Origin of the sequence: Kitasatospora sp. NPDC048194 (genome assembly GCF_043202455.1) — a bacterium.
Classification (GTDB): domain Bacteria; phylum Actinomycetota; class Actinomycetes; order Streptomycetales; family Streptomycetaceae; genus Kitasatospora.
The window spans coordinates 1-25,616 of record NZ_JBIDAK010000047.1 but is presented as its reverse complement, the minus strand read 5'-3'; the positions used below and the strand labels follow the sequence as shown (position 1 = coordinate 25,616).

Genomic DNA, 25,616 nt, shown 5'->3' with positions numbered 1-25,616 from the left:
TTCAGCGGATGGCCGGAATCCGGCCTGACGGGCGGTCAGTTCATCGGCGTACGGCCGCCGCCCTGTCGTCGGGTCCGGTCCCCTTCACTCGTCCGGGTGGCAGCTTGCCAACCCGGCGAATCGGACGGATACCATCGACCCGATCCCCAGCGGAGGTGGCGGCGTGGACACGGTCATCGTGCAACTGCCCTGTCCGGGGCCGGACATGGCGCCCGGCGCAGCGCCCGCACTGCTGCGGATGGGCCCGGGCGAGACGGCGGTGTTCGGGCGCGGCGAGCCCGGGCGGCCGGTCGCCATCCCGCTGTCCGACCAGGGCGTCTCCCGCCGTGCCGGCGAGGTGGCCGCCGCCGAGGACTACTGGCGGCTGTCGAACTTCAGCACCACCGCCACCTACGTGGTGGAGAACCTGGAGGGCGCGGGGGAGCACATCAAGGTGGCGCCCGGACGGCTCGGCGCGCCCGTTCCCTTCGAACTCTCCCGGGTGCTCCTGCCGGCCCTCGGGGAACCCGCCTCCTTCAAGGTCTTCGCCCCCCAGCACGCCTACCTGGACGGTGGCCGGCGCGGCGCCGACGGCGAACACACCGTCAGCCCCTTCGCCCTGGACCCGACCGCCAAGTACTTCCTCGTCCTGCTCGCGCTCTGCGAGCCCCGGCTGCGCTCGCCCTCCACCGCGGCCGTCCCCGGCGTCACCGAGGTGCTGGCCCGGCTGCGCGCCCTGCCCTCCTGCCGGGGACTGACCCGCTCGGCGGTGAACTACCACATCGACTACCTGGTGTGCACCAAGCTGCGGCTGCGCGAGCCGTACGAGGAGGGCCCGGCCGGCGGCAAGCGCGAGGAACTCGTCGCTCTGGCCCTCAAGTTCGACCTGGTCCGGGAGGAGCACCTGGCGCTGCTGCCGGCCCGGCGCCCGGCCGCCCGGCCGTGACGCCCGCCCCGCGGCCCGACCCCGGGCCGCCGGAGCAGCGGCACCCGCCGCGGGGCCTCCCGCCCTTCGAGCTCCCCGAGGGCTACCTCGTGGCCGGCTACCGCACCGGCGCCTTCCTCGGCGCGGGAGCCTGGGGCAGCGTCTACGCCGCCGAGGGCCCGGACGGCACCGGGGCCGCCGTTAAGATCCTCGGTCCGGCCGGGCTCAGCCCGGGTCAGCGCCGCACCGCGGCCCAGATGGCCGGCAGCGAGCTGCGGTTCAGCCGCCGCGCCGACCACCCCCACCTGATCCGCACCCTCGCGGTGGTCACCGTCGAGGATCCGGACCACCCCGCCCTGGACGGGGCCGTCGCGCTGGTGATGGAACGCGCGGCCCGCAGCCTCCAGGACCTCCTCGCCACTGCCCGCCCCGGCACGCCGGTGCCCGGCGCCGAGCGCATGCTCGCCCAGGTCTGCTCCGGACTGACCCACATGCACCGGGCCGGCTGGGTCCACGGGGACCTCAAACCGGCCAACATCCTGCTGATGCCCGACGGCACCGCCAAGATCGCCGACTTCGGCCTCACCTCCGAACTCGAGGGCACCCACGCGTACGCCCCGCCGCTCGGCTCGCCCGACCACGTCCCGCCCGAGTGGTGGTCCCAGCGGACCGGGGCGCGCGGTGTCGCCCTGCGCCCCACCGCCGACATCTGGGCCTACGGCGTGATCGCCCACCAACTGCTCACCGGCGGGCTGCACCCCTTCCTCGGTGCCACCGCCCGGGCCCGCTCGCTGGCGGCCCAGGCGTACGCCCGGGGCGCCGTCCCGCTGCGGCTGGACCAGGCGGTGCCCGCCCCCTGGCGGGCCGTGGTGGCCGCCTGCCTGACCGCCGACCGGGACCAGCGGGCCCGCACCGACCTGGCCGCGCTGGTGGCCCGGGCGACCGCCCGTCCGCCCGGTCGCCGCCGCGCCGCCGTCCGGGCCGGCCTCTCCCTGCTGACCTGCACCGCGGTCCTCCTCGCGCTGGCCGGCGGCCCCGAGCCGGCCGGTGCGGGCGGCCACCGCGCCGGGCCGCCCCCGCTGCCCGGGGCGATCCCGGCGGGCTCGGACGTCCCGGCGCCCTACCGGGGCATGATCGAGGACGCGGCCCGGCGCTGCCCGGAGCCGGAGATCACGCCGGTCCTGCTGGCCGCGATGCTCAAGGCCGAGAGCGGCTTCGACCCGAACGCGGCCCGCCCGGAGACCGGCGAGTACGGCATCGCGATGTGGACGCCCGCCGTCTTCGAGGCCTGGTCCAGGGCGGCCAGCCACCCCGGCCCGAAGTCCTACCTGGACCCGGGCGACGCGATCGCCGCGATGGGCAACTACGTCTGCTGGCTCGACCAGCAGATAAAGCGGCGCGGCTTCACCCGGGACCTGCCCGCCCTGGTCGCCGCCGCCTACCGCACCAGCGACAAGAGCGTGGCGGCCGCCGGGGGCGTCCCGGAGCGGGTGCGGCCGCACGTCGACAAGGTGCTCCGCTACCTGGCCGAATACGGCGGCTGACCACCGGTGGTCGTCGACGGCCACCCGCGGACCACCGGGCTCCTGCGGGTCCGTCGGCGGACGGGAGCGAGTCCTGCCCCGTCCGTGGGCGTCCCGGCGCGGGCACCCGGCCGCCCGGGCCGAGGTCTGGGATCCTCGGGCGCATGATCACCAAGTTCCGCGCGGTGACCGCGCAATGGACCGTCGTCGTTCCGGTGACCGCGTTCGTCGTCCTCGCCCTGACCTGGCACGAGGACCTGCCGGGCTGGGTGGTGGCGGTGGTCGCGTGCTTCCTGGTGGGTGCGGTGCTGGCCGCCGTGCACCACGCCGAGGTGATCGCGCACTGGACCGGGGAGCCCTTCGGATCGCTGGTGCTCGCGGTGGCGGTCACCGTGATCGAGGTCGCGCTGATCGTGACGCTGATGGCCGACGGCGGGGACAAGTCCGCGACCCTGGCCCGGGACACCGTGTTCGCCGCCGTGATGATCACCTGCAACGGGATCCTCGGACTGTCCATCCTGGTGGCCGCGCTGAAGTACCGCACCGCCGTCTTCAACGCCGAGGGCACCGGCGCCGCCCTCGCCTGCGTCGCGACCCTCGCCACCCTCAGCCTGGTGCTGCCGACCTTCACCACCAGTGCCCCGGGCCCGCAGTTCTCCACGACCCAACTGGCCTACGCGGCCACCGCCTCGCTGGTGGTGTACGGGCTGTTCGTGACCACCCAGACCCTCCGGCACCGGGACTACTTCCTCCCCGTCACGGCGGAGGGGGAGATCCGGGTCGAGGACGAGGACCACGCGAGCCCGCCCACCGTGCGGGCCGCCGGCGTCAGCCTGCTGCTGCTCGCCGTCGCGCTGGTCGCGGTGGTGGGCCTGGCCAAGGGCGTCTCGCCGACCATCGAGTCCGCGGTGGACGACGCCGGGCTGCCGCACGCCGTGGTCGGCGTGGTGATCGCCATGATGGTGCTGCTGCCGGAGACCATCGCGGCGCTGCGTGCGGCCCTGCGCAACCGGGTGCAGACCAGCCTCAACCTGGCGCTCGGCTCCGCGCTCGCCAGCATCGGCCTGACCATCCCCGCGGTCGCGATCGCCTCCACCTGGCTCTCCGGCCCGCTGGTCCTCGGCCTCGAACCGGCGCACCTGGTGCTGCTGACGCTGACCGTCGTGCTCGGCACGCTGACGGTCATCCCGCGCCGGGCGACCCTGCTCCAGGGCGCGGTGCACCTCGGGGTGCTCGCGGAATTCGTGGTGCTGGCGGTGAACCCCTGAGGGCGGTCCGCCCGTGGACAGTAGTGGAAGCCGTCGGCCCGTCCCCCCGTACGGGCCGACGGCTTCCGCTCCGGCCACCGTGCCGCCGGCGCCCCAGGGGCTCCCGGCCGGCCGTGGCGCGGCCGGGAGCCCCTGGTCCCGCAGCTGCTCGCGGGACCAGGGGCTCCGTGGTGCGGCGGCTCACCGCGGCGACGCGCGGCCCGCGGAGGGCCCGGGCCCGGCGGAGCGCGGCTTCAGGAGCGCTTCCGCGTCGCCGCCGGACCGCGCCGACCGTGCCTCAGGAGGTGCGGCGACGGCGGGCGTAGACCACCGCGCCCGCGCCGGCGGCCAGCAGTACGGTGCCGGCGCCCGCGTACAGCAGGGTGCCGTCGCTACCGGTGCTGGCCAGCTTCTTGCCGTCCGAGGCGGCACCCGGGATCGGCGTCGGGACGCTCACCTTGGCGGGCTTGATCAGCGGCTTGTCCGGGTTGACCACGGTGCCGGCGTTCGAGGTGTTCACCGGGACGGTGGCGGTCGGCGCGCTGGACGGGCCGGCGCTCGGCGCGGTGCTGGGCGCACCGCTCGGGCTCCCGGCGGCGGGAGTCGAAGGCGCCGGGGTCGAAGGCGCCGGGGTGGTGGGCGCGGAGGTGGTGGGCGCCGGGGTGACCGGGAGGGTGGGCACCGGGGGCTGGACGACCGGGGGGGTCGGCACCGGGGTGGTGCTCGGGGTGGCCGAGTGGGTCGGCGCGGGGGTCTGGGTGGGGGGCTGGGTGGGCGTGTGGGTCGGCGTCGGCGAGGCGCTGTGCGAGGGGGTCGCGCTCGGCACGGTGGTCGGGCCGGCCGACGGGGTCTTGGTGGCGGTCGGCGAGGGCTTGCCGGACGGGGCCTTGCCGCCGCAGTCGACCTTGAAGACCTTGTGCTTCGGGTTGTTCAGGTCGGCGTCCTCGGGCAGCTCGCCGTTGACCAGCTCGACCGACTGCCAGTAGAGCTTGTACTGACCGTCCGGCAGCTCGATGTCCTCGGTGCGGACGTGCCCGTGGCCGTCCACCGGCAGGTCGCCCCAGGCGGCGAGGGTCTCCTGGCCGTGGTCCATCTGGACGATGGCCCAGATCACGTCCTGGTTCGGGTCGAAGCCGAAGGAGTCCAGGTAGAAGGTGCAGACCTTCGGCTCGTTGCGGACGTCCTCCTGGCCGGTGGCGGCGTCGTGGATCTTCACGGTGCCGTTGTTGCCGGGTGCGCCCTTGCCGTTGCCGCCGGCGGCGGCGTGGGCGGCGGGGGCGAGCAGCAACAGGGCGGCGGCGGTCGGGACGGCCACCAGGGAGCGCGCGGCGGTGGAGCGGATGTGCATGCGTGTTCCATCGGGGTTCGGCAGGCCGGGACGAGCCTGCGCGGTGGGAGGGAGCCCTCGGATCGGGCGTGCCGTCGGACCGGAGGCCGGGGCCGTACGAATGGGAGGGGCACAAAAGTTCCCGCAGTCAGAAACGTGACGCAAGGGGGCTTTGGCCGGAATGCGGTGCGGTGGGCGATATCGCCGGATTAGTGGGTCACAACGATCCGATCACCCGATTGTGTCCGCTCCGTGTGCGGGCCGACCGGTTGACGTGCTGGTCAGCGGCGGGTGCCGGGTCGAGGAGTGGACGGGAGCGGCTCGCGGATGGCCGGTTTCGGCCGGTCGGCGGGCCCGGGACGCGTGTCGGGGCGCGGGTCGGCGCCGGGGTTCTCTATCGTCCGTCTGGAACCGCCCGGTCCGTTCGTCCCACAGGCCGGTCCGGCGGATGCTCCGTCGTCTTGCCCAGCCGATCCGACCCAGGGGGAATGCCCGATGCCCGGCCCAGAGCAGCAGGTGCGACCGGACCCGCAGGCGGCCGGCCCGACCGAGGACAGCGCCGACGTCATCGTGGTCGGCGCCGGCCCGGCCGGCTCCACCGCCGCCTACCACCTCGCCCGCACCGGACTGGACGTCCTGCTGCTGGAGAAGTCCGCATTCCCGCGGGAGAAGGTCTGCGGGGACGGCCTCACCCCGCGGACCGTCAAACAACTCGTCGACATGGGCATCGACGTCTCCGAGGAAGCCGGCTGGCTGCACAACCGCGGCCTGCGGTTGATCGCCGGGCGGCGCTCGCTGGAGTTCGACTGGCCGGAGCTCTCCGCCTTCCCCGGCTACGGGCTCGTCCGGCGCCGTGCCGACTTCGACGAACTGCTCGCCCGCAAGGCCGCCTCGGCCGGCGCCCGGCTGGTCGAACGCGCCAACGTGGCGGGTCCGTTGACGGACGAGCGGACCGGGCGGATCACCGGTGTCACCGTCAGACTCGGCGAGGACCGCACACCCGTCGAGTACCGGGCGCCGCTGGTCGTCGCCGCCGACGGAAACTCCACCCGGCTCTCCGTCGCGATGAAGCGCTACCGGCGCACGGACCGCGCGATGGGCGTGGCCTACCGCACGTACTTCACCACCCCGCGCCACGACGACCGCTACCTGGAGGCCTGGCTCGACCTGCGCGACCCCCACGACCCCGCGCACCGCCTCCTGCCCGGCTACGCCTGGGTGTTCGGCATGGGCGACGGCACCGCCAACGTCGGCCTCGGCGTGCTCGACACCGCCGGTACCGACCTCGACTGGCGGGAGCTGCTGCGCCGCTGGTGCGCCGACCTTCCGCCCGAGTACGGCTACACCCCCGAGGCCGTCACCGAGCCCATCCGCGGCTCCGCCCTCCCGATGGGCCTCAACCGCCAACCCCACTACGCCGACGGCCTGTTGCTCGTCGGCGACGCGGGCGGCACGGTCAGCCCCGGCACCGGCGAGGGCATCGCCTACGCCATGGAGTCCGGCCGCTACGCCGCGGAGACCATCGTCCAGGCCCACGCCCGCCGCACCGAGCGCGGCCGGGAACTCGCCCTGCGCGCCTACCCGCAGGCGCTGCGCTCCGCCTACGCGGGCTACTTCGCGCTCGGCCGGCTGGCCGCCGACCTGCTCGGCCGCCCGAAGCTGCTCGGGGCCGCGGGCGCGGCCGGTCTCGGCCACCCGGCGCTGCTGAAGATCGCCTTCCGACTGATGGTCAACCTCACCGAACCCAACTCCAACGACGCCCTCGACCGCCTGATCCACCTCGTCGGCCGGGTCGCTCCGGGGCGATGAGCGCCGGGGCGGCGGCGTCCGGGGCGGTGAGCGCCGGGACGGGCAGGCCGGCGCCGGGCCGCGCACCCTCGGAAAGGGTGGGCGGCCCGGCCTCCCGGAGTCCACCGGACCTCGCCGCCGCACCCTCCGCACCGAGCCCGACGGCGCTCCCGAGCACCGGCGCACCGGAACCGGGTTAATCGCTGGCGGCCACCGGCGGACGGGGGATAGGAAAGCGGGGTGACCATCAGCGACGACGCGACCGGACCGCGCCTCTTCCAACCTGCCGTCCTCGACCTGGGCGACGTCCGGCTGCGCCCCTGGGCCCGCTCCCTCGACCTGGCCGGAGGCACCACCGCCGCCGTGATCGCGGCCGCGACGGATCCGGAGATCGCCCGCTGGAACCCGCTGCGCGACGCCGCCGACCGGGCCGGCGCCGTGGCCTTCCTCGAGCGCGCCGAGACCCGCTGGGCCGCGGGTACCACGGCCTCCTTCGCCATCTGCGACTCCGCCGACGGCACCCTGTGCGGCAACGTCGCCCTGCGCTGGACCGACCGGGCCGACGGCGTCGCCATGGTCGGCTACTGGCTGCTCGCCGCCGCCCGCGGCCGGGGCCTCGCCGGCCGGGCCACCGCCGCCGTCACCCGCTGGGGGGTCCGCACCGCCGGCGCGCGCCGGATCGAGCTGTACCACGCCGTCGACAACCACGCGTCCTGCCGGGTCGCCAACCGGGCGGGCTTCCCCTACGAGGGCACCCTGCGCGCCTCCTACCGCTACGGCGACAACCCCTACACCGACGAACACCTGCACGCCCGCCTCGCCACCGATCCGGACCCCGCCTGACCGCGGGCCGCCCGGCGGCTCCGACGGAACGGCCGCCGCAGCCCGCCCCGGGGCGGCCCGTCCGCCCCGGGCCGGCGCTCACCGGTGGTACTGGGCGAGTTGGACGAGGTTGCCGCAGGTGTCGTCCAGGACGGCGACGGTGACCGGGCCGGTCGCCAGCGGCTCCTGGGTGAAGCGCACCCCGAGCCGGCGCAGCCGCTCGCACTCGCCGTGCACGTTGTCGACGGCGAAGGAGGCGGCCGGAATGCCGTCGGCGACCAGGGCCGTCCGGTAGGGCCTGACGGCGGGGTGGGCGTCGGGCTCCAGCAGCAGCTCGGTGCCGTCCGGCTGTTCGGGTGAGACCACGGTGAGCCAGCGGTGCTCACCGAGCGGCACGTCCGCCTTCTTCACGAAGCCCAGCAGCTCCGTGTAGAAGCGCAGGGCCTTGTCCTGGTCGTCGACGAAGACACTGGTCAGGTTGATCCTCATGAACCGGCCTCTCGGGGTGCGCCACGGACGGCGGCGGCCGCCGAGCCGATCGTAGGTCGCGCACCACCGGGGCCGCCGGACGGCGGGCGCCCGACCGGGGCGCAGGTACGGCCACGGCGGCCGGAATCCGGCCCCGGCAGGCAGCGCGCCGTGCTCCGCGGCGGCCTAACCTGGAAGGGCGCATTCGGTGCGTGGCCTGCGAACGGAAGCACGGGAGCGGCGGCCATGACGATGATCTCCGCGGCGGTGTTCGGTACCGACTGGCAGCCCGGGCTGCCGGGCGGCGCCGAACTGCTCGGCGAGTGCGCCACCCGGGGCTGGACGGTCGTGCTGACCGGGCCCGGTCCGGCCGGGGCTCCCGCCCCGGCCGTGGCCGCACCCGGCGGCGATGCGGTGCGGGCGGCGCTGGAGCTGGTGGACGGCGTGCCCTCGCACGCCGTGGCCGTCGCCGGGAGCGTGCGCGAGGTGCGGGCGGCGAGGCGGGCCGGGTTGCCCTGCGTCGCCCTGGAGACCGGCGGTGACGCCGGCCCCGAGCTGCGGGCGGCCGGCGCGGCCGAGGTCCACCGCGACGCCGCCGCCCTGCTGCGTGTCCTGGACGACAGCCTGCTCGCCCGCCCGCGGGCCTTCGGCCGCGTGGGCGCCGGAACGGGTGGTCCCCGGAACGGTTGACGCCGGCCCGTACCGGGCAACCGCCCGGGTGCGAGGGCATGTCACCGGAATGTCGGAGGTGACCGAGATGGACGGACCCGCGTTGAGCGGATGGGAGCGGCGGCTCCTCGAGGAGATCGAGTCCGATCTGCGCCGGGACGCACGCCTCGATCGGAAGCTGAGCACCATGGGGGCCAAACGGCCGAGCCGGGTCCTCGGCGCGGTGCGCGGCGTCGGACGCCGGATCACGGCCGGGGTGGTGCTGACCGCCGTGGTGATGACCGCCTTCTGCCTCAGCATCGGCGTACGGACGCCGACCACCGCCGTGCTCGTCGCCCTCGGAGTGGTCTGGACGGCCTCGGTGGCGGCCGCGGTCGCCGCCTCGGAACTGCTGCGGCGGCGCCGGGGCACGCGCGGAGCCGACCCCCTCGATCCGGACCGGGCGCAACGGCGCGAACGCCGCCCCTGGGACCGACCGGAGGCGTGAACCGATGAACACCGACCTGTGGGAGTACCGCCCGGGATCCCATCCCGCCGCCGACCTGAGCCTGATCGGGTACGAGGTGCACGCCACCGACGGCCCGGTCGGCCGGGTGGAGCAGGACGCCGGGGACCACCTGCTGGTCGACGCCTCCACCTGGGTGCCCGGAGCCCGGGTCCCCGTCCCGGCGGGCCTGGTCGCCCGGATCGACCACCTGGACCTCGCCGTGCACCTCGACTGCCCGCGGGCCCGGCTCAGCTCCGTCCCCTCCGCCGCCGAGGACCTGACCGGGCCCCGCCCGCACTGAGCCGGGGACCGCCGAGCCATGGGCTGGCCGACCATCACCCTCACCGGCCGGACGATCGCCTTCCTGGTCGCCCCGTACGGCGTCGAGCAGGAGGAACTGACCGAGCCCTGGCAGGCGGTCGTCGAGTCCGGCGGCACGCCGCGGCTGCTGTCCACCACGGAGGGACGGGTCCGGGCCGTGCGGCACCGCGCGCACGGCGACACCTTCGCGGTGGACGGCCTGGTGGCGGAGGCCGATCCGGCCGACGTCGACGGGCTCGTGCTGCCCGGCGGACTCGCCAACCCGGACGCGCTCAGGGTGGACCGGGCGGCGGTCGCCTTCGTGCACGCCTGCTGCGCCGTCGGCCGTCCGGTCGCGGCGATCTGCCACGCCCCCTGGACCCTGATCGAGGCCGACGCCGTCCGCGGCCGCACCCTCACCTCCTGGCCGAGCCTGCGCACCGACCTGGTCAACGCGGGCGCCCACTGGGTCGACGAGGAGGTGCACGTCTGCCATGAGGGGCCGGGCGTGCTGGTGACCAGCCGCAGGCCCGGGGACCTGCCGGTGTTCGACGACGCGCTGGTCACCGAGTTCGCCCACGCGACGGCGAAGCGGCACCGGGTGTGAGGCGCCCACCCGGCCGGGGGCGCCGTCCGGGCCGGCCGTCCAGGGCCCACCGGCTGCTCGGTCCCAGCCGGCCGTCCAGTCCCGGTCGGCCGCTCAGTCCCCGCGCAACCGGACGAAGGTGGCGGTCGGCGGGCGTCCGGTGACGGTGAGTTCGGCGCGCAGGGGTGCGGTGAGGGGGTGGACCGGGCCGTGGTCCGGGTCGACGGCGGGCGGTCCGAGCAGCGGGGCGGCGGCCTCGGCGAGTTCGCGGGCCTGCACGGCGGTGAGCCGGGGCGTCGTCAGCAGCACCCGGTCGTCGTCCAGTCGCACGACCAGCGCGTGCGGGCGGTCGGCCGGGCCGGTGAGCGCGCGGACGGTGGCGTCCACGGTGTCGCTGCGGCGGTACTTGACCCAGGCGCGGCCCGCCCGCCGCGGACTGTAGGGGGAGCCGGCGGCCTTGCAGACCAGGCCCTCCACGCCGATGTCGGCCAGCTGCGCCATCCACTCCAGGGCCTCCGCGCGGTCCGTGGTGGCCATCACCGGCTGGATCGGCGGCGGGACGTCGGCCAGGGCGGCGAGCAGCAGACGGCGCCGGTCGGTGAGCGGGAGGCTGCGGACGTCGCGGCCGGGGAGGGCGAGCAGGTCGAAGGCGACCAGGCCGAGGGCGACGTCCGGCGCGGCGGCCCGGGCCTGGCGGGTGCGCAGCAGCTCCTCGAAGGCGAACCGGCCGGAGCGCCAGGCGACGAGTTCGGCGTCCATCACCACGCCCTCGGGCAGCCGGGCGACGGCCGCGGCGATCGGCGGGAACTCCGGCGCGAGGTCGCGGCCGCTGCGGGACTGCAGGACGGCGGGTCGGTCACCGCGGGCGAAGGCGACGCACCGGAAACCGTCCAGCTTCAGTTCGTACTGCACCCCGCCCCCGCCCAGCCCGTCGGCCGGTGGGACGGAGGGCACGGCGGTCGGACGCATCACCTCCACGGGCGGCTGCAGCACCTGGCGGGGCCGGCCGGGTGCCGCCGACGGCTCGGCTCCGGCTGCCGGCTCCGGGGCGGCCGACCGGCTCCCCGCCCCCGACCGGCTCGCTGTCCCCGGCCGGCTCCCCGCCGCAGGCCGGCCGGCCGGGGCCGACCGGGGTGGCACCGCACGGCTGGCCGAGCCGGGCAGTGACCGGGCCTGCTCAGGGTCCAGCAGCGGGGCGAACAGGTCGCCGTCGGCCGCCAGCCGGTCGGGGACCTCGGCGAGGGTGAGGACCAGGTCCGCCTCCCTCCGGGCCCGCTCCAGCTCGGTCCAGGACAGCGGGGCGGAGACCGTCGGCTGCGGCCGGGCGCGCAGGGTGTACGGCGCGGCGGTGGTCTTCTTGGCGTTGTTCTGCGACCAGTCGACCAGCACCCGGCCGCGGCGCCGCGCCTTGGCCATGGTGTGCACGACCAGGTCCGGATGCTCGGCCTCCAGGGCGGCGGCCAGCGCCTTCGCGTACGCGGAGACCGTGGCGCTGGGCGTCGGCTCGATCGGGACCATCAGGTGCAGTCCCTTGGACCCGGAGGTCTTCACCCAGGCCGTCAGGCCGTCCGCGGCCAGCCGCTCGCGCAGCATCAGCGCGACCGCCCGGCAGGTCAGCACGTCCGCTCCCTCGCCGGGGTCGAGGTCCAGGACCAGCCGGTCGGCCAGGCCGGGGGCGGCGGCGTGCCACTGCGGCACGTGCAGCTCCAGGCAGCCCAGGTTGGCGAGCGCGAGCAGCGCCGCGCCGTCCTCCAGCACCACCTGGCGCAGGTCGCCGCTGCTGCTGGGCACCTCCACGGTGCGCACCCAGCCGGGGGTGCCGGGCGGGGGGTTCTTGGCGACGAACACCTCCGCCTCGACGCCGTCCGGGCAGCGCAGGAAGGAGACCGGGCGGTCGTGCAGGTGGGGGAGCAGGGCGGTGTGCACGGCGGCGTAGTAGCGCAGCACCTCGCCCTTGGGGGTGCCGGTGCGCGGGTAGTACACCTTGTCGAGGTGGGAGAGCGAGAGGGTGCGCCCGTCCACCGTCATCTGAGGCATGGGCCGTCTCCGATGCCTGCTGCGGGTGGCCCCCGCAGCCAGTCTGCCCCGACCCGGCCGTCACCGCCCGGGGCCGCCGCCGTCCGGGGCGGTCACCGCGGGAGCCCGTGACCGCCCGTGATCCCGTGACCGCCCGGGGCCGCACACCGGAAGCCGAGCCGGTCGTCGTGGTGGCGGTCGGAGACCATCGCGGACGACCGCGCCCGGCGGCCGGGGCCGGGGGACCGGCCGGCTCCCGGCGGCTGGTCTCACTCCTGCGGGCCGTCGGGCCGGGGCGCGCCCGGGTAGGTGCCGAAGTACCAGTGGTTGCCCTCCGGGTCGGCGGCGGCGAAGTCGCGCGAGCCGTAGTCCGTCTCGTGCACCGCCGTGGTGATCCGGGCGCCGGCGGCCACGGCGCGGTCGTGCACGGCGTCCGGGTCGGCGGTGACCACGTACGCGCTGAAGGTGCCGGGGCGGGCCGGCCCGCCCTCACCGCCCTTCGCGCCCTCGGCTTCCTCCGCGGCCTGGCGGTCGGAGCCGAGCATCACACCGCCGCCCTCCGGCCAGGCCAGTTCGGCGTGGGCGACGAAGTCGCCCTCCCCGTAGCTGACCACCTCGCGGAAGCCGAAGGCGTCCACCAGGAAGCGGATCAGCGCGCGGGCGTCCCGCGCGCGGAAGGTCGGCCAGACCTGCGGGGCGGGGGTCCTGGTGTCCATGGGTTCTCTCCTCCTCGGGCGGGGACTGCTACGCCCCCCACTCTGCGACCGCCCCGACCTCCCCGCCTTGGACGTTTCGGAACTTCGCCGCCTCCGGCCCCTCCGCCGCCAGCCAGGCGCTCGGCGCGCACCCGGCCAGCGCACGGAACTCGCGCGCCAGATGCGCCTGGTCGAAGTACCCGCAGCGGGTGGCCAGTTCCGCCAGCCGGGGCGGCGGGGAGCCGGCGGCGAGCAGGTGCCGAGCCCGGTCGAAGCGGATCACCCGGGCGGCGGCCTTGGGGGTGAGTCCGGTCTCCCGGCGGAACCGCTGCTGCAGGTGGCGGGCGCTCCAGCCGGTCTCCCGGGCCAGTTCCGCCACCGGCAGCGCACCGCCGCTGCGCCGCAGCGCCCGCCAGGCCCAGCCCACCTCCGGCGGCACCCGCCCCGACGGCCGGGCGGCCTGCAGCAGCGCTCCGTCCAGCACGGCGAACCGTTCCGGCCAGCTGCCCGCGGCCCGCAGTCGCTCGTGCACACCCGGGCCGAGCCGCCCGAGCAGGTCCTCCGCCGGAACGTCGATCCCGGCCAACTCCCCGGCGGGCAGTCCGAACAGCGCACGGGCGGCGAGCGGGTGCACGGCGATCTGCACGCCGGACTGCGCACCCTCGTGGGTGATCGACGCGGGGGAGGTGTGCAGGCCGCCGAGCAGGGTCGGGTAGCTGCCGGGCGGCTGCCCCGGGTCGGGGTGCGCGGCGATCACCAGCGGTTCGTCCAGGGTCAGGATGAAGGTCAGGTACGGGGAGGGCAGACCGCGGTGCACGGCAGGGGCGAGGCCGCGTTGCCGGTAGCCCGAGTACCAGCCCACGTACGGGCGCAGCGCCCTCGCGGGCCGGGCCCGTACGGCCTCGTCGACGGCAGCGGCGGTTTCCGTCGTCACGTCTCCAGTATCGGCGCCGCGCGGACGGCGGTTGCGGGCGGACGGGCCGGCCCGTCCGCCCCGGCGGTCCGTACGGGGCCGGGTTCGCGGTCGCGGGTGGGCGCGGTGTTGCCTATGGTGATGGCACGGTCACACCGCGAGCGCGCCGATCGGCCGCCGGTGACCGCCGGGGGGACCGGTGGGGAGGCCGGTGGGGGAGAACGTCTGGGGGGTCAATCGACGAAGGAGTCCCCGTGACCACTGCCCGAGACATCATGCACACCGGCGCCCAGTGCATCGGCGCCCACCAGACGCTGGACGAGGCCGCGCGCATGATGCGCGACATGAACGTGGGCGCGCTGCCGATCTGCGGCGACGACCAGAAGCTGCACGGCATCATCACCGACCGCGACATCGTGGTGCGTTGTCTGGCCGAGGGCAAGGACCCGGCCGGGATGACGGCGATGGAGCTGGCCGGGCACCTGCACTGCGTGCGCGCCGACGACAGCATGGACGCGGTGCTGAAGAAGATGGAGCAGCACCAGATCCGCCGCATCCCGGTGATCGAGGGCGAGCGGCTGGTCGGCATGATCAGCGAGGCCGACCTGGCGATGGGCCACCGGGACGGCCAGCGGCTGACGGACCAGCAGATCATCGAATTCATGGACAGCGTCTACATGATGCGCTGACCGGCGCCGGCACCGGCAGCCGTCGTCCTCCCGCCACCGGTGCCCCGCAGCTCGTGCCCCGCTCGCGTCCTCTGACCGGCCCGCCCCCCGTACCGGCCGGGCCGTCGAGGGCGCCGGGCGGGGCCTCGACGTCCCCCGGCGCCCGCCCCGGTGGCGCCCGAGCTCGTCTCGCGCTGTGGATCTCCCTTTCCCCGCCGATCGGGACGGGAGCACAATCGCGTCCATGGGAAAGCAGTACGAACGCATCGACGGCCGGTTGCGGCAGTTCATCGAGAGCCAGCCCGTCTACTTCGTCGCGACCGCGCCGCTGGCCGCCGACGGCCACGTCAACATCTCGCCCAAGGGCCGCTCCGGGACCCTCGCCGTGATCGACGAACTCACCGTCGCCTACCTGGACTTCGGCGGCTCGCAGGCGGAGACCGTCGCGCACCTGCGGGAGAACGGCCGGATCACCCTGATGTGGTGCGCCTTCGAGGGCCCGCCCACCGTGGTCCGGGTGCACGGCCGCGGCGAGCCCGTCTTCCGCGACGACCCGCGCTTCGCCGAACTCCTCGGCCACTTCGGCCCCGCCGCGGACGGCTCCGGCCTGCGCGCGATCGTCCTGGTGACGGCGGACCGGGTCAGTGACTCCTGCGGCTACGCGGTCCCGTTCATGGAGTACCGCGCCGACCGGGAGCTGCACGCCCAGTACTTCGACCGCAAGGGCGAGGACGAGTTCAGCGCCTACTGCGAGCGCAAGCCGCTGGTGGCCACCAGCATCGACGGCCTGCCCGCCGTCCCCCTGCCGCTGCCGCCCCGGCCGGCCGCCTGATGCACTGACCCGCCGGACGGGGCGATCGGCTCGGTGTGCCGGTCCGGGGCCGGGGCGGCCGCACGAAGGGGGCGATGCGCCGGTACGGCGAAGCCGCCGCACCCCGGGTGGGGTGCGGCGGCTTCGCCGTGTGCGGGGGCCTTACTTGGTCAGGCCGGCCTTGACGGAGCAGATCGGCCAGGCGCCCGGGCCCTGGGCGGCGAGGACCTTCTCGCCGACGGAGATCTGCTGGTCCTTGGTGGCCAGGTCGGCGCGCGGGGCGAAGGAGGTGCCGCCGAAGGCCGCCCAGGTGCTGGAGGTGAACTGCAGGCCGCCGTAGAAGCCGTTGCCGGAGTTGATGGCCCAGTTGCCGGTCGCCTCACAGGCGGCGACCTTGTCCCAGACCGTGGCCGGAGCGGCGGAGGCGCTGTTCGCCGTGACGAGGCCGGCCACCGGCAGGGCGGTGAGCGCCCCGGCCATCAGAGCCATCCGGACGCGGTTGCGGCGCTTCGGGGTGGCAGTGGTGGTGGCAGCGGTGGTCTCGTTACGGAAAGTCATGAAGGTCCTTTCGGAGGGCGTCTGCGAGCACGCGGAACCAGGCCCTCGGAAGGCCGTCGGTTTCGGGGACACGTCGCTCGCGTGGTCCTGCACCGTCCTGCTCGGGGGCCTGGGGCCCGGCCGGAGCGGATCGCTCGGTGCAACGGGTTCGAAGCTACGGGGCCGTTCTGGCGGTTTCAAGGATTCGCAGGTTTGCGCACGTCAGGCTCCCGTTACCGAAGGTATTGATCTAGAAAAAGGGATGATTTGACCCGATTTCGACGTATTTTCAAGATCAAATCGGCCCGCGACGTGGCCCCCGTCACCCCGGAGGCCCTGTGAGCCCGCGCACACCGTCGACAGCCCGTGAGCACTCACCCCGCCACGGGTGCCGGAACGGACGGCCGGCGGCGCCGTCCGGGTGGCCCGCGCCACAGCCCTCACCCGGAGCGCCCGCTGCGCTCACCCACGGTGGCGGGCATAGCCTTCGGCCCATGAGCAACGAGAGCGATGCGGCCGACACCGGGGCCGTCGGCGACGAGGAGCACGAGGCCGCGGCCGCCCCGGCCGGCTTCGAACTGGGCACCGACGGGCCCAAGGTGATCCTGGCGGGCCTGGACGGCTCCGACTCCTCCTGGCGGGCCACCGCCTACGCCGCCGGACTCGCCCGCCGCCAGGGCGCCGTCCTGGCGGTGGCCTACGTCCAGCCGATACTCGGCGCCGCGACCGCCCTGGCCGGGGCCGCCGTGGAGGAGACCACCCAGGAGATCGCCGACGAACTGCTGATCGCCCTGCGCGAGGCCGAGCAGCGGGTCCGCGAGGTGTGGAAGGTGGAGTGGCGCTTCCTGACCATGCGCGGCGACCCGTACACCGGCCTGGCGAAGCTCGCCGACGAACTGCGCGCCGACGCCGTCGTGGTCGGCGCCTCCGAACAGGCCGGACACAGGGTGATCGGCTCGGTCGCGGTCCGGCTGGTCAAGGCCGGCCGCTGGCCGGTGACCGTCGTGCCCTGAGCAGGGGCGCAGGGGCGGGGGAGTGCGACCGGCCCGCTCCGGGCCGGGTCGGACGGGTCAGGAGCCACCGCTCCGGGGTCGCTCCGGGCCGGGTCGGACGGGCCGGCGCCACCGCTCCGGCCGCCCGCAGGGCGGGAGGAGGGCGGCGGGTAGGGTGCGTGACCATGACGGAAACGCCGGGCGCGCACCCCACTGAGCCGGCCCGCCCGACCGGCAGCGACCTCCACCTCGATCTCCCCGCCGGCGGCGGCCGCCGCGCCGCGCTGATGTCCGCGCTGCGCGAGGCGATCCGCAGCGGAAGACTCGCCCCCGGCACCCGACTGCCCCCGTACCGCGCTCTCGCCGCCGACCTCGGCCTGGCCCGCAACACCGCCGCCGAGGCCTACGCCGAACTGGTCGCCGAGGGCTGGCTGACCGCCCGGCAGGGCTCCGGCACCACCGTCGCCGAACGCGCCGCGCCCGCCCCGCCCGCCCGGGCCCGCCGCCCCGCGCCGCAGCCGGGGCCCGCCCACGACCTGCGCCAGGGCCAGCCCGACGCCGCTTCCTTCCCCCGCACGGCCTGGCTGGCCGCCGCCCGCCGGGCCCTCACGGCCGCGCCCAACGAGGCCTTCGGGCCCGGCCGTCCGCAGGGCCGGCCCGAACTGCGCAGCGCCCTCGCCGACTACCTCGCCCGCGCGCGCGGGGTGCGCACCGACCCCGACCGGATCGTCATCTGCTCCGGCTTCGCACACGCGCTCCGCCTGCTCTTCGACGGCGCGACCCCCGTGCTGCCGCCCGCCGAACAGGGGCCGCTGGCCGTCGAGGCGTACGGACTGGGCTTCCACCGCGGGCTGCTCGCCGCTGCCGGCGTCCCCACCGTCCCGCTGCCGATCGACGAACAGGGCGCTCGGGTCGGTGAGTTGGCGCACCACCCCGACGTCCGCACCGCCCTGCTCACCCCCGCCCACCAGTTCCCGACCGGCGGCCCGCTGCACGCCGCCCGCCGGGCCGCCGTGGTCGACTGGGCGCGGGGGTGCGGCGGGCTCCTGCTGGAGGACGACTACGACGGCGAGTTCCGCTACGACCGCCAGCCGGTCGGCGCCGTCCAGGGCCTCGACCCCGAGCGGGTGGTCTACCTCGGCAGCGTCAGCAAGAGCCTCAGCCCCGCGCTGCGCCTCGGCTGGATGGTGCTGCCGGACCACCTGGTCGACCGTGTGCTGGCGGCCAAGGGCGAACGCGAGGCCTGGGCCGGCGCCCTGGACCAGCTGACCCTCGCCGAGTTCATCGACTCGGGCGGCTACGACCGCCACGTCCGGCGGATGCGGCGCCGCTACCGGGACCGCCGCGACCGACTGGTCGCCGCGCTCGCCGCGAGCGCCCCGCACCTCGAGGTCTCCGGCATCGCGGCCGGACTGCACGCGGTGGTGCGCCTGGACGCGGGCACCGAGCGGGAGGTGCTGAGGGCCGCAACCCGCCGCGGCCTCGCCCTCGACGGCCTCGCCGACTTCCGCCACCCGGCCGTCACCCCGGAGGCCATGCCGACGGCGGACGGCCTGGTCGTCGGCTACGCCACTCCGCCCGACCACGCCTACCCGGCCGCGCTCGCCGCGCTGTGCGCCGTCCTGCCGGCCGCCGCCTGAGCGGGGGGAGTGGTCGGCGGGCGGCCAGCGGCGGGCGGTGGGCGGCCAGCGGCGGGCGGTGGGCGGTGGGCGGCGAAGCATAGGCCTTCCGGGCGCCGCGCCGGGCGGTTTCGCCGGTCGACCGGTTCCCGGCGTCCGCTCGCCGCTCCTGCGTCGGTACGGCTTCGGACCGAGGGCGCCGGTCGAAACGGTACCGGCGCCTACGCTCCTTGGACATGCGCAGAACACATCTGAGCCGGTCGACGCTCGCCGTCGGCCCGGCCCTCGCCGCCGGTCTGCTCCTCTCCGCCGCACCGGCCCGGGCCGCCGGCCCGCTGCCGCTCACGGCCGTGTCCGATCGTCAGACGACTCCCGTCGGCGGTGAGTTCACCCTCACCATGACGCTCACCAACCCGTACGACACGCCGATCCAGTTCGTCTACCAGAGCGTCCAGGAGACCTACGCCACCAGCCTGCAGAAGGGCCTCAAGTTCACCGCCACGGCGTGCGGCACCCAGACCAACGGCTGCAGCGACAACGTCCACGGCGGTATCGCCCGCTACAACGTGCCGCTCGCCCCGGGCGCCGCCAGCACCTTCACGATCACCTACGCGATCGCCCCGGACTCGGTCTGCGGTCCGGACACCAGGATCGACTTCTACTCCTACCTGTACTACGAGTACAACGGCGGTGAGGCCAACAACTCGGGCATCATCGACGTCCCCGGCACCCAGGTCGCCTGCGCCTGACCCGCCGGCGGCACCGCCACCCTGCCCGGCGCATCCCCCTCTGCGCACCCCTGGTCCCCGTCAGGTGCCGGCCGCCCCCGTACCGGCACCTGGCGGGCTCTTCGCGTGCCCGGGGCCGGGCGCGAACCGGGCAGGCCGGTGTGCCGGGTTGACGCCGCGCGGCTGGAGCGCGCGCGGTCGTCCGGGGCCCGGGCGGGACGGGTCGAGGCGTTGGTGGGGCGGGGAACGCACGTGGGAACGGATGTTCCCGCGGCGTGCGGCGCGGCGCGGGCCGGATGCGGGACATTCACCCTATCGGGGGGTACTCGGCCGCCGTACGGGCCTGGTCGGGCCCTGGTGATCTAGGGTTCCCGATGGGTCGCCGGGAGACGGTGGCCAGTCCCTCGACACCCGCCAACTCCCCTATCAGTAAGCGGATCTGATGATCCGCCATGGCTCGCGTGTGCCTCAGGGCGGTGCGGTACGGCCCTGGCCGCGTGATCCGAACCACACGAATGGAGACCCTGCCGATGTCCGTGGACACGAGCCCGGCGACACAGCAGGACCGGCAGCAGAGCCTTGCGACGGCGGCTGCCCGCAACCTCGCCACCACGACCAAGTCCGCACCGCAGATGCAGGAGATCACCTCCCGCTGGCTGCTCAAGGTCCTGCCCTGGGTCGAGGCCCACGGTGGTGCGTACCGGGTGAACCGACGGCTCACCTACGCCGTCGGCAACGGTGTGGTGGAGTTCATCAAGACCGGCTCCCAGGTCCGCGTGATCCCGGCGGAGTTGGGCGAGCTCGCCCTGCTGCGCGGCTACGAGGACGAGGAGGTGCTGACCGCCCTCGCCGACCGCTGCCAGCAGGTCGACTTCGGCCCCGGTGAGGTGCTCACCACGCTGGGCGAGGCGGCCGACAGGATCTTCCTGATCGCGCACGGCAAGATCAACAAGATCGGCACCGGCAAGTACGGCGACGAGACCGTGGTCGGCGTGGCCGGCGACGGCGACCGCTTCGGCGACGACGCGCTGCTGAACCCGGACGCCGTCTGGGAGTTCACCGCCAAGACCGCGACCTCCGGTGTCGCCCTGACCCTGACGAGGGACGACTTCGCCCGCATCCGGGACAACGCGCCGAGCCTCCAGGAGCACCTGACCGCCTTCCTGGCCCTGCCGCTGCAGGCCCAGAACGAGCGCGGCGAGGCCGAGATCGCCATGTCGGCCGGGCACCACGGCGAGTACGAACTCCCCGGCGCCTTCGTGGACTACGAGCTCAAGCCGCGCGAGTACGAGCTGAGCGTCGCCCAGACCATCCTCAAGGTCCACACCCGTGTCGCGGACCTGTACAACAAGCCGATGAACCAGATCGAGCACCAGCTCCGGCTGACCATCGAGGCCCTGCGCGAGCGCCAGGAGCACGAGATGATCAACAACCCGGAGTTCGGCCTGCTCAACAACGCCGACTTCGACCAGCGCATCCAGACCCACTCCGGGCCGCCCACCCCGGACGACCTGGACGAGCTGCTCAACCGGCGCCGTGACCCGGACTACCTGCTGGCCCACCCGCGCACCATCGCCGCGATCGGCCGGGAGTTCAACGCCCGCGGCATCTACCCGCACCACGTCGACCTCGGCGGGCAGCAGGTGCCGGCCTGGCGCGGTGTGCCGATCCTGCCGTGCAGCAAGATCCCGATCACCAAGGAGAACACCAGCTCGATCCTGGTCATCCGGACCGGCGAGGACAACCAGGGCGTCATCGGCCTGCACCAGACCGGGCTGCCGGACGAGTACCAGCCGTCGCTGTCGGTCCGCTTCATGGGGATCGACGAGAAGGCGATCATCTCCTACCTGGTCAGCGCCTACTACTCGTGCGCGATCCTGGTGCCGGACGCGGTCGGTGTGCTGGAGAACGTGGAGATCGCGCACCGCCGCCACTGACCAGCCCTCGGGGCGTGGAGCGCGGAACAGTGTGAACGCAGGCCGTAACCGGCTGGCGTGATGATCGTTTGACCTCATGGCGGACGGCCCGCCCGCAGCGGCGGGCCGTCCGCCTGAGCGCGTTCGGGCGGCGTGGATCGTGCCCGATCGGTTCCCCGGTCCGGAACGCCGTCACGCCCGCCCGTACCCCCGGCCGATCGGCCCGGGACCCGCCGTCCTCCCCAGTCGACCCGAAAGGTGTGTGGAGTCATGCCGCAGCGTCGGCACTTCCGACGGATACCGCGACACGGTGGTGGAACGGCCGTCCCCGGGCGGCGCGTTCGACTGATCGGCGCCACGGTCGGCGTGGTGGCGATGTGCGCGCTGGTCGGCGGCGCGAGCGCCTCCGGCGCCGAGCGGCCGGGGCACCAGCACGGCCCGGTGGTGGACACCTGCGTGTGCAGTGAGACCGACGTGTCGACGACCGTCGGCCCGGGCGGCAGCGTGGACGTCGGGGTGGACGTGGACGTCCGGGTCGACGTGACGGTCGCCCCCGGCACCGGGCAGGACGGCCCGCGGCCTCCGCACGGGCACCATCCGTGCCACCCGTGGCACCAGGCCGGCCCGTTCCCGGTGGTGCCGTCGTCCTCGCCCTCGGCCCCGGCGGACCTCCGGCAGCAGCCGGGGCGGCCGGAGGGCGGCCAGGGGGACCAGGACGACCGCGGTGAGTACGGGAGCCAGGGCAGCCCCGGGCATCATCACCACCACCATCACCACCACCCGCACCCCTGCCCCACTCCGACTCCCACCCCCACTCCGACGCACACCCCGACACCCACCCCCGCGCCGACCCCGACGCACACCCCCAGCCCGACGCCCACGCCCAGTCGGACGCCGTCGCCGACTCCGCCGCCGGCCAGCCCGACCCCGGTGCCCACCCCGCCTCCGCCGTCACCCCCGCCGCCGGCGCCCCCGGCCGTACCCGCTGATCCGGCCCCGGCGGCACCGGCTCCGCAGCCGGCCCCGCCCGCGGTGCCGCCCCTGCCGGCCGTGCCGTCCCCGGCGCCCAGCCCGGCACGCCCCAGCCCGCTGTGGCCGACACCGGCCGCGCAGCCGGTCTTCCACGTCAGGAACGCACCGCCGCCGCCCGTCGCGACGCACCACCACAGCGCCCCGGCGACCACCACCATGCTGCTGATCACCGTCCCCGCCGTGCTGGGTGCCGCAGCCCTGCGCCCGGGCCGGGGCGGCAACCGGGGCCGCGGTCGGTCCGGGTCCTGACGGTCCCCTGTTCCCGGCGATGCCCGGGGAGTTGCACGCTTTCGCGCTCCCGCCGTCGCCCCTGCTTTCCCGTTCACGTCACAAGCCAAGCCAGAGAGAGGAGTTCCCATGTCCGAGTGGGTGGCGTTGATCGTCGCCATGGCGGCGGCCTGTGTCGTCGTCGTGGCGGTGGTGCTGCTGAGGCACCGCCGGGTGGGCGCCGAGGAGAACCCCGACGAGACGCCCGACGTCATCGAGTACATCACGATGATGATCGGCGTGGTCTACGCGATCGTCCTCGGCCTCGCCATCGCGGGTGTCTGGGAGGCGCGCGGCTCCGCGCAGGACGACGTGTTCCGCGAGGCGCAGTCGCTGCGCGAGGTGAGCGACCGGGCGGTGGTCTACCCGGCCGAGTTCCGCGACCTGGTCCGGGCCGACGTGGACGGCTACGTCACGTACGTGGTCGACGTCGAGTGGGACCACATGAAGTCGGAGGGTGAACTCACCGACAAGGGCACCCAGCTGCTGTCCAAGCTCCAGAACGACGTCGCCACCCGTTCGCCGGCCTCCGACCTGGAGGCCCAGGCCTACCAGCCGATCATGGACCGGATCAGCCAGGTCTCGGACGCCCGCAACCAGCGCGGCCAGAACGCCGGCCCGACCATGCCGGACGTGGTCTGGTTCGGACTGCTCGCCGGGGCCGTGGTCACCGTCGGCATGCTGTTCGCCCTGCAGATCCGGCGCACGCCGCGGGAGTTGATCCTGGCGGCCTGCTTCAGCGCGCTGATCGCCTTCCTGCTGTTCATGATCTGGGACTTCGACGATCCGTTCGCGAGGAGCGTCTCGGTCACCACCCAACCGTTCGAGGACCTCTTCCCCTCGCTCAACCTCACGAGCTGATGCCGGGGTGGCTCCCCTTCGGTCACCGGGAACCCGGGCAGGAGATCAGAGGATGACCTGCCCGGGTTCCCGGTATCCGTCCGGGGCGGCGGCGGGCGCCGGACCGGTAGGTTGACCCGGACGGAACAGGCCGGCGGACGGAGGAGTGCCATGGACAGCCAGGACTGGGACGACCGCTACGCCGCCGGCGAGCTGGTGTGGGGCACGGAACCCAACCGCTGGGTGGTCCGCGAACTGACCGATCTGGCCCCCGGGCACGCGTTGGACCTGGCCACCGGCGAGGGCCGGAACGCGATCTGGCTGGCGACCCGGGGCTGGGAGGTCATCGGCCTCGACTTCTCCGCCGTCGCCCTGGAGCGCGCCGAACGGCTCACCGCCGAGCTTCCCGACGAGGTTGCCGACCGCCTCACCTGGCGCCACGGCGACGCCCGCTCCTTCGCGGCCCCCGCCGCCGGCCACGACCTCGTCCTGATCGCCTACCTCCAGCTGCCCGCCGGGGACCGCCGGGCCGTGCTGCGCCGCGCCGCCGACGCCCTGGCCCCCGGTGGCACCCTGCTGGTGATCGGACACGACCTGCGCAACCTCACCGAGGGCGTCGGCGGCCCGAAGGACCCGGCCGTGCTCTTCACCCCCGAGGACGTCCTCGCCGACCTCGCCGACCGCGGGCTGCGCACGGTACGTGCGGAGCGCGTCCACCGGGAGGTCGGTGCCGAACGCGGCCACCGGGACGGCGCTTCCGGCACGGCGATCGACGCGCTGGTGCGGCTCGAGCGGCCTGGGCGGCCGGTGCGGCCGGCGCGGGGTGACCGGTGACGGCCGGCACCTCCCGCCGGGCGCTGCTCGCCGGCCTGGCGGCGGCCGCCCCGCTGGTACTGGCCGGCTGTTCCTCCGGCACGACGGGCAGGAGGGACAAGGACGGTCCGGTGGCGAGGGCGAACGACCCGGGTGGCGCCGCCTTCGTGATGATCATCCGCCACGGTGAGAAGCCGACCGGCGACCAGCCGGGCCTGGACGAGGACGGCAGGCCCGACGGGAAGTCCCTCACCCGGCGCGGCTGGGACCGCGCCAGGGCGCTGCCCACCCTGTTCACCCCGGCCGCGCCGGGTCTGCGCACCCCGGCCAGGATCTACGCCGCCACCGACCAGGGCCCGATGGCCGGAGCACACCGGATGCGCCAGACCGTCGGACCGACGGCCACCGCGCTCGGGCTGACCGTGGACACCGGCTACGCCGAGTCCCAGGAGTCCGCACTCGCCGCCGCCGTGCTCGCGGGAGCCCTGCCGGTGCTGATCTGCTGGGAGCACTCGCGGATCCCCCGGATCGTGGAGGCCCTCGGAGCGTCAGGAAGCGGCGCACCCGGCAGCTGGCCGGACCGCTTCGACCTGCTCTGGGTGTTCTCCCGACCGGCCGGCGGCGCGTGGACCTTCCGGGAACTGCACCAGCACCTCCTGGACGGCGACGCCTGATTCTGCCTCCGATACGCCGATACGCCGATGCGACCGAGCGCGCACGCCTGCGGTGGGCCGCGGCCGACCGCAGGCGCGCGCATTCTCGGTGTACGGACCACCGCCGGACGTGAGGCCGCAGGGCGGGCTGGGTAGGGTCACCGAAGCACGCCGTCGGATGATCACAGGTTTTCCTGCGGTGCGATAGGTTCGCGCCACGGACGGCGGCAGGAACGAGGAGGGCACGATGACCGTTTCGCTGGCCAAGGGGCAGAAGATCAGCCTGGAGAAGCCGGGCGGTGGGCAGTTGAGCGTGGTCCGGATGGGCCTGGGCTGGAAGGCCGTGCAGCGCAAGGGCTTCCTGGCGAAACTGCTCTCCGCGGGTCAGGAGATCGACCTGGACGCCTCGGCGGTGCTCTTCTCCCGCGGGCGCGCGGTGGACGTGGTCTTCTTCCAGCACCTCACCAGCGACGACGGCTCGGTGCGGCACAGCGGGGACAACCTGGTCGGCGGCGCCGGCGACGCGACCGACGACGAGTCGATCACCGTCGACCTCACCCGCATCGCGGCCGAGGTCGACCAGATCGTCTTCACCGTCAACTCCTTCACCGGGCAGACCTTCCAGGAGGTCGAGGCGGCCTTCTGCCGACTGGTGGACGAGACCACCGGTGTCGAACTGGCCCGCTACACGCTCACCGGCGGTGGTCCGTTCACCGCACAGATCATGGCCAAGGTGCAGCGCACGCCGAACGGTTGGCAGATGGCAGCGATCGGCCAGCCGGCCAACGGGCGCACCTTCCAGGACCTGATGCCGGAGCTCTCCAAGCACCTCTGAGCCGGCGGGCGGCGAACCGCGAACCGGGGCAGGAGCCCGGTGGCAACAGCGGCGGGGGGGGGGCCCCCCGGGGGGGGCCCCCCCCCGCCGGGGGGCCGCCCGGGGGGGGGGGGGTGGGGGGGGGGGGCCGGGGGGGGGGGCGGGGGCGGGGGGGGGGGCC

Annotated in this window: 26 protein-coding genes and 1 pseudogene; 20 read left to right on the top strand and 7 right to left on the bottom strand. The window is 74.9% G+C overall.

Annotation, left to right across the window (positions count from 1 at the left end; all coding sequences use genetic code 11):
- Positions 1–163 precede the first annotated feature (163 nt).
- The 3 genes from ACGF07_RS33390 to ACGF07_RS33380 all read left to right on the top strand — a co-directional run bounded on the left by ACGF07_RS33390 (position 164) and on the right by ACGF07_RS33380 (position 3,695).
- Complete coding sequence (locus tag ACGF07_RS33390; RefSeq protein ID WP_392905025.1) at positions 164–925, top strand: serine/threonine protein kinase; 762 nt, start codon at positions 164–166, stop codon at positions 923–925.
- Entirely contained in the window at positions 922–2,448 is a 1,527-nt protein-coding gene (locus ACGF07_RS33385; protein WP_392905023.1) for a serine/threonine-protein kinase, read from the top strand. Before ACGF07_RS33390 ends, ACGF07_RS33385 begins: the two co-directional genes overlap by 4 nt.
- Before the next feature lie 143 nt (positions 2,449–2,591).
- Positions 2,592–3,695: a calcium:proton antiporter gene (locus ACGF07_RS33380; RefSeq protein ID WP_392905020.1), complete on the top strand. Its 1,104-nt coding sequence runs from the start codon at positions 2,592–2,594 to the stop codon at positions 3,693–3,695.
- Positions 3,696–3,972: 277 nt separating this feature from the next.
- Here ACGF07_RS33380 and ACGF07_RS33375 read toward each other — a convergent pair whose 3' ends face one another.
- Positions 3,973–5,022 (bottom strand): LPXTG cell wall anchor domain-containing protein, encoded by a 1,050-nt coding sequence (locus ACGF07_RS33375; RefSeq protein WP_392905018.1) that lies wholly within the window; start codon positions 5,020–5,022, stop codon positions 3,973–3,975.
- Between the two features lie 474 nt (positions 5,023–5,496).
- Between ACGF07_RS33375 and ACGF07_RS33370 the strand changes: the two genes are divergently transcribed.
- Both ACGF07_RS33370 and ACGF07_RS33365 read left to right on the top strand, forming a co-directional pair.
- Positions 5,497–6,810 carry a geranylgeranyl reductase family protein gene (locus tag ACGF07_RS33370; RefSeq protein ID WP_392905016.1) on the top strand — a complete coding sequence of 438 codons (1,314 nt, stop codon included), beginning with the start codon at positions 5,497–5,499 and terminating at the stop codon, positions 6,808–6,810.
- Between the two features lie 219 nt (positions 6,811–7,029).
- The gene (locus tag ACGF07_RS33365; protein WP_350743987.1) at positions 7,030–7,632 is read left to right on the top strand and encodes a GNAT family N-acetyltransferase; all 603 of its coding nucleotides are present in this window, start codon (positions 7,030–7,032) and stop codon (positions 7,630–7,632) included.
- A 78-nt stretch (positions 7,633–7,710) separates the two neighbouring features.
- On the opposite strand, the gene ACGF07_RS33360 is transcribed toward ACGF07_RS33365, so the two are convergent.
- Positions 7,711–8,100, bottom strand: coding sequence for a VOC family protein (locus ACGF07_RS33360; RefSeq protein WP_392905014.1), 390 nt, complete (start codon positions 8,098–8,100; stop codon positions 7,711–7,713).
- Positions 8,101–8,325: 225 nt separating this feature from the next.
- Here ACGF07_RS33360 and ACGF07_RS33355 point away from each other — a divergent pair, with 225 nt between their 5' ends.
- From ACGF07_RS33355 to ACGF07_RS33340, 4 genes are all read left to right on the top strand, one after another.
- Complete coding sequence (locus ACGF07_RS33355; RefSeq protein WP_392905012.1) at positions 8,326–8,769, top strand: hypothetical protein; 444 nt, start codon at positions 8,326–8,328, stop codon at positions 8,767–8,769.
- A gap of 67 nt (positions 8,770–8,836) precedes the next feature.
- The gene (locus ACGF07_RS33350) at positions 8,837–9,235 is read left to right on the top strand and encodes a hypothetical protein (RefSeq protein WP_350743984.1); all 399 of its coding nucleotides are present in this window, start codon (positions 8,837–8,839) and stop codon (positions 9,233–9,235) included.
- A gap of 4 nt (positions 9,236–9,239) precedes the next feature.
- Positions 9,240–9,536: a PRC-barrel domain containing protein gene (locus ACGF07_RS33345; RefSeq protein ID WP_392905010.1), complete on the top strand. Its 297-nt coding sequence runs from the start codon at positions 9,240–9,242 to the stop codon at positions 9,534–9,536.
- Between the two features lie 18 nt (positions 9,537–9,554).
- Positions 9,555–10,142, top strand: a complete 588-nt coding sequence (locus ACGF07_RS33340) for a type 1 glutamine amidotransferase domain-containing protein (RefSeq protein ID WP_392905007.1) — start codon at positions 9,555–9,557, stop codon at positions 10,140–10,142.
- 93 nt (positions 10,143–10,235) lie between these two features.
- Here ACGF07_RS33340 and ACGF07_RS33335 read toward each other — a convergent pair whose 3' ends face one another.
- From ACGF07_RS33335 to ACGF07_RS33320, 4 genes and pseudogenes are all read right to left on the bottom strand, one after another.
- The gene (locus tag ACGF07_RS33335; RefSeq protein ID WP_392905071.1) at positions 10,236–11,090 is read right to left on the bottom strand and encodes a DNA ligase; all 855 of its coding nucleotides are present in this window, start codon (positions 11,088–11,090) and stop codon (positions 10,236–10,238) included.
- A 189-nt stretch (positions 11,091–11,279) separates the two neighbouring features.
- Positions 11,280–12,158 (bottom strand): annotated as a pseudogene (gene ligD, locus ACGF07_RS33330) (non-homologous end-joining DNA ligase); the annotation flags it as partial.
- 248 nt (positions 12,159–12,406) lie between these two features.
- Positions 12,407–12,853 (bottom strand): VOC family protein, encoded by a 447-nt coding sequence (locus tag ACGF07_RS33325; protein WP_350743980.1) that lies wholly within the window; start codon positions 12,851–12,853, stop codon positions 12,407–12,409.
- Between the two features lie 28 nt (positions 12,854–12,881).
- Positions 12,882–13,766, bottom strand: coding sequence for a helix-turn-helix domain-containing protein (locus ACGF07_RS33320; protein ID WP_392905005.1), 885 nt, complete (start codon positions 13,764–13,766; stop codon positions 12,882–12,884).
- Between the two features lie 233 nt (positions 13,767–13,999).
- Between ACGF07_RS33320 and ACGF07_RS33315 the strand changes: the two genes are divergently transcribed.
- Entirely contained in the window at positions 14,000–14,434 is a 435-nt protein-coding gene (locus ACGF07_RS33315; protein ID WP_392905002.1) for a CBS domain-containing protein, read from the top strand.
- Between the two features lie 223 nt (positions 14,435–14,657).
- A complete protein-coding gene (locus ACGF07_RS33310; protein WP_350743977.1) occupies positions 14,658–15,245 on the top strand; it encodes a pyridoxamine 5'-phosphate oxidase family protein in 588 nt (195 codons plus the stop codon).
- A 141-nt stretch (positions 15,246–15,386) separates the two neighbouring features.
- On the opposite strand, the gene ACGF07_RS33305 is transcribed toward ACGF07_RS33310, so the two are convergent.
- Complete coding sequence (locus ACGF07_RS33305) at positions 15,387–15,782, bottom strand: transglycosylase family protein (protein ID WP_392904999.1); 396 nt, start codon at positions 15,780–15,782, stop codon at positions 15,387–15,389.
- 473 nt (positions 15,783–16,255) lie between these two features.
- Between ACGF07_RS33305 and ACGF07_RS33300 the strand changes: the two genes are divergently transcribed.
- The 9 genes from ACGF07_RS33300 to ACGF07_RS33260 all read left to right on the top strand — a co-directional run bounded on the left by ACGF07_RS33300 (position 16,256) and on the right by ACGF07_RS33260 (position 25,456).
- Complete coding sequence (locus ACGF07_RS33300; protein WP_350743976.1) at positions 16,256–16,774, top strand: universal stress protein; 519 nt, start codon at positions 16,256–16,258, stop codon at positions 16,772–16,774.
- Between the two features lie 164 nt (positions 16,775–16,938).
- The gene (locus ACGF07_RS33295) at positions 16,939–18,393 is read left to right on the top strand and encodes a PLP-dependent aminotransferase family protein (RefSeq protein WP_392904997.1); all 1,455 of its coding nucleotides are present in this window, start codon (positions 16,939–16,941) and stop codon (positions 18,391–18,393) included.
- 215 nt (positions 18,394–18,608) lie between these two features.
- Positions 18,609–19,121: a hypothetical protein gene (locus tag ACGF07_RS33290; RefSeq protein ID WP_350743974.1), complete on the top strand. Its 513-nt coding sequence runs from the start codon at positions 18,609–18,611 to the stop codon at positions 19,119–19,121.
- A 509-nt stretch (positions 19,122–19,630) separates the two neighbouring features.
- On the top strand, positions 19,631–21,037 hold the full coding sequence (locus ACGF07_RS33285; protein ID WP_350743973.1) for a family 2B encapsulin nanocompartment shell protein: 1,407 nt from the start codon (positions 19,631–19,633) through the stop codon (positions 21,035–21,037).
- A 249-nt stretch (positions 21,038–21,286) separates the two neighbouring features.
- Positions 21,287–22,297: a hypothetical protein gene (locus tag ACGF07_RS33280; RefSeq protein WP_392904994.1), complete on the top strand. Its 1,011-nt coding sequence runs from the start codon at positions 21,287–21,289 to the stop codon at positions 22,295–22,297.
- A 108-nt stretch (positions 22,298–22,405) separates the two neighbouring features.
- Positions 22,406–23,176: a hypothetical protein gene (locus ACGF07_RS33275; protein WP_350743971.1), complete on the top strand. Its 771-nt coding sequence runs from the start codon at positions 22,406–22,408 to the stop codon at positions 23,174–23,176.
- A 150-nt stretch (positions 23,177–23,326) separates the two neighbouring features.
- Positions 23,327–23,989 (top strand): class I SAM-dependent methyltransferase, encoded by a 663-nt coding sequence (locus ACGF07_RS33270; protein ID WP_392904992.1) that lies wholly within the window; start codon positions 23,327–23,329, stop codon positions 23,987–23,989.
- Positions 23,986–24,642, top strand: a complete 657-nt coding sequence (locus ACGF07_RS33265) for a hypothetical protein (protein WP_392904989.1) — start codon at positions 23,986–23,988, stop codon at positions 24,640–24,642. Before ACGF07_RS33270 ends, ACGF07_RS33265 begins: the two co-directional genes overlap by 4 nt.
- A 226-nt stretch (positions 24,643–24,868) precedes the next feature.
- The gene (locus tag ACGF07_RS33260) at positions 24,869–25,456 is read left to right on the top strand and encodes a TerD family protein (protein WP_392904987.1); all 588 of its coding nucleotides are present in this window, start codon (positions 24,869–24,871) and stop codon (positions 25,454–25,456) included.
- Positions 25,457–25,616: the final 160 nt, after the last annotated feature.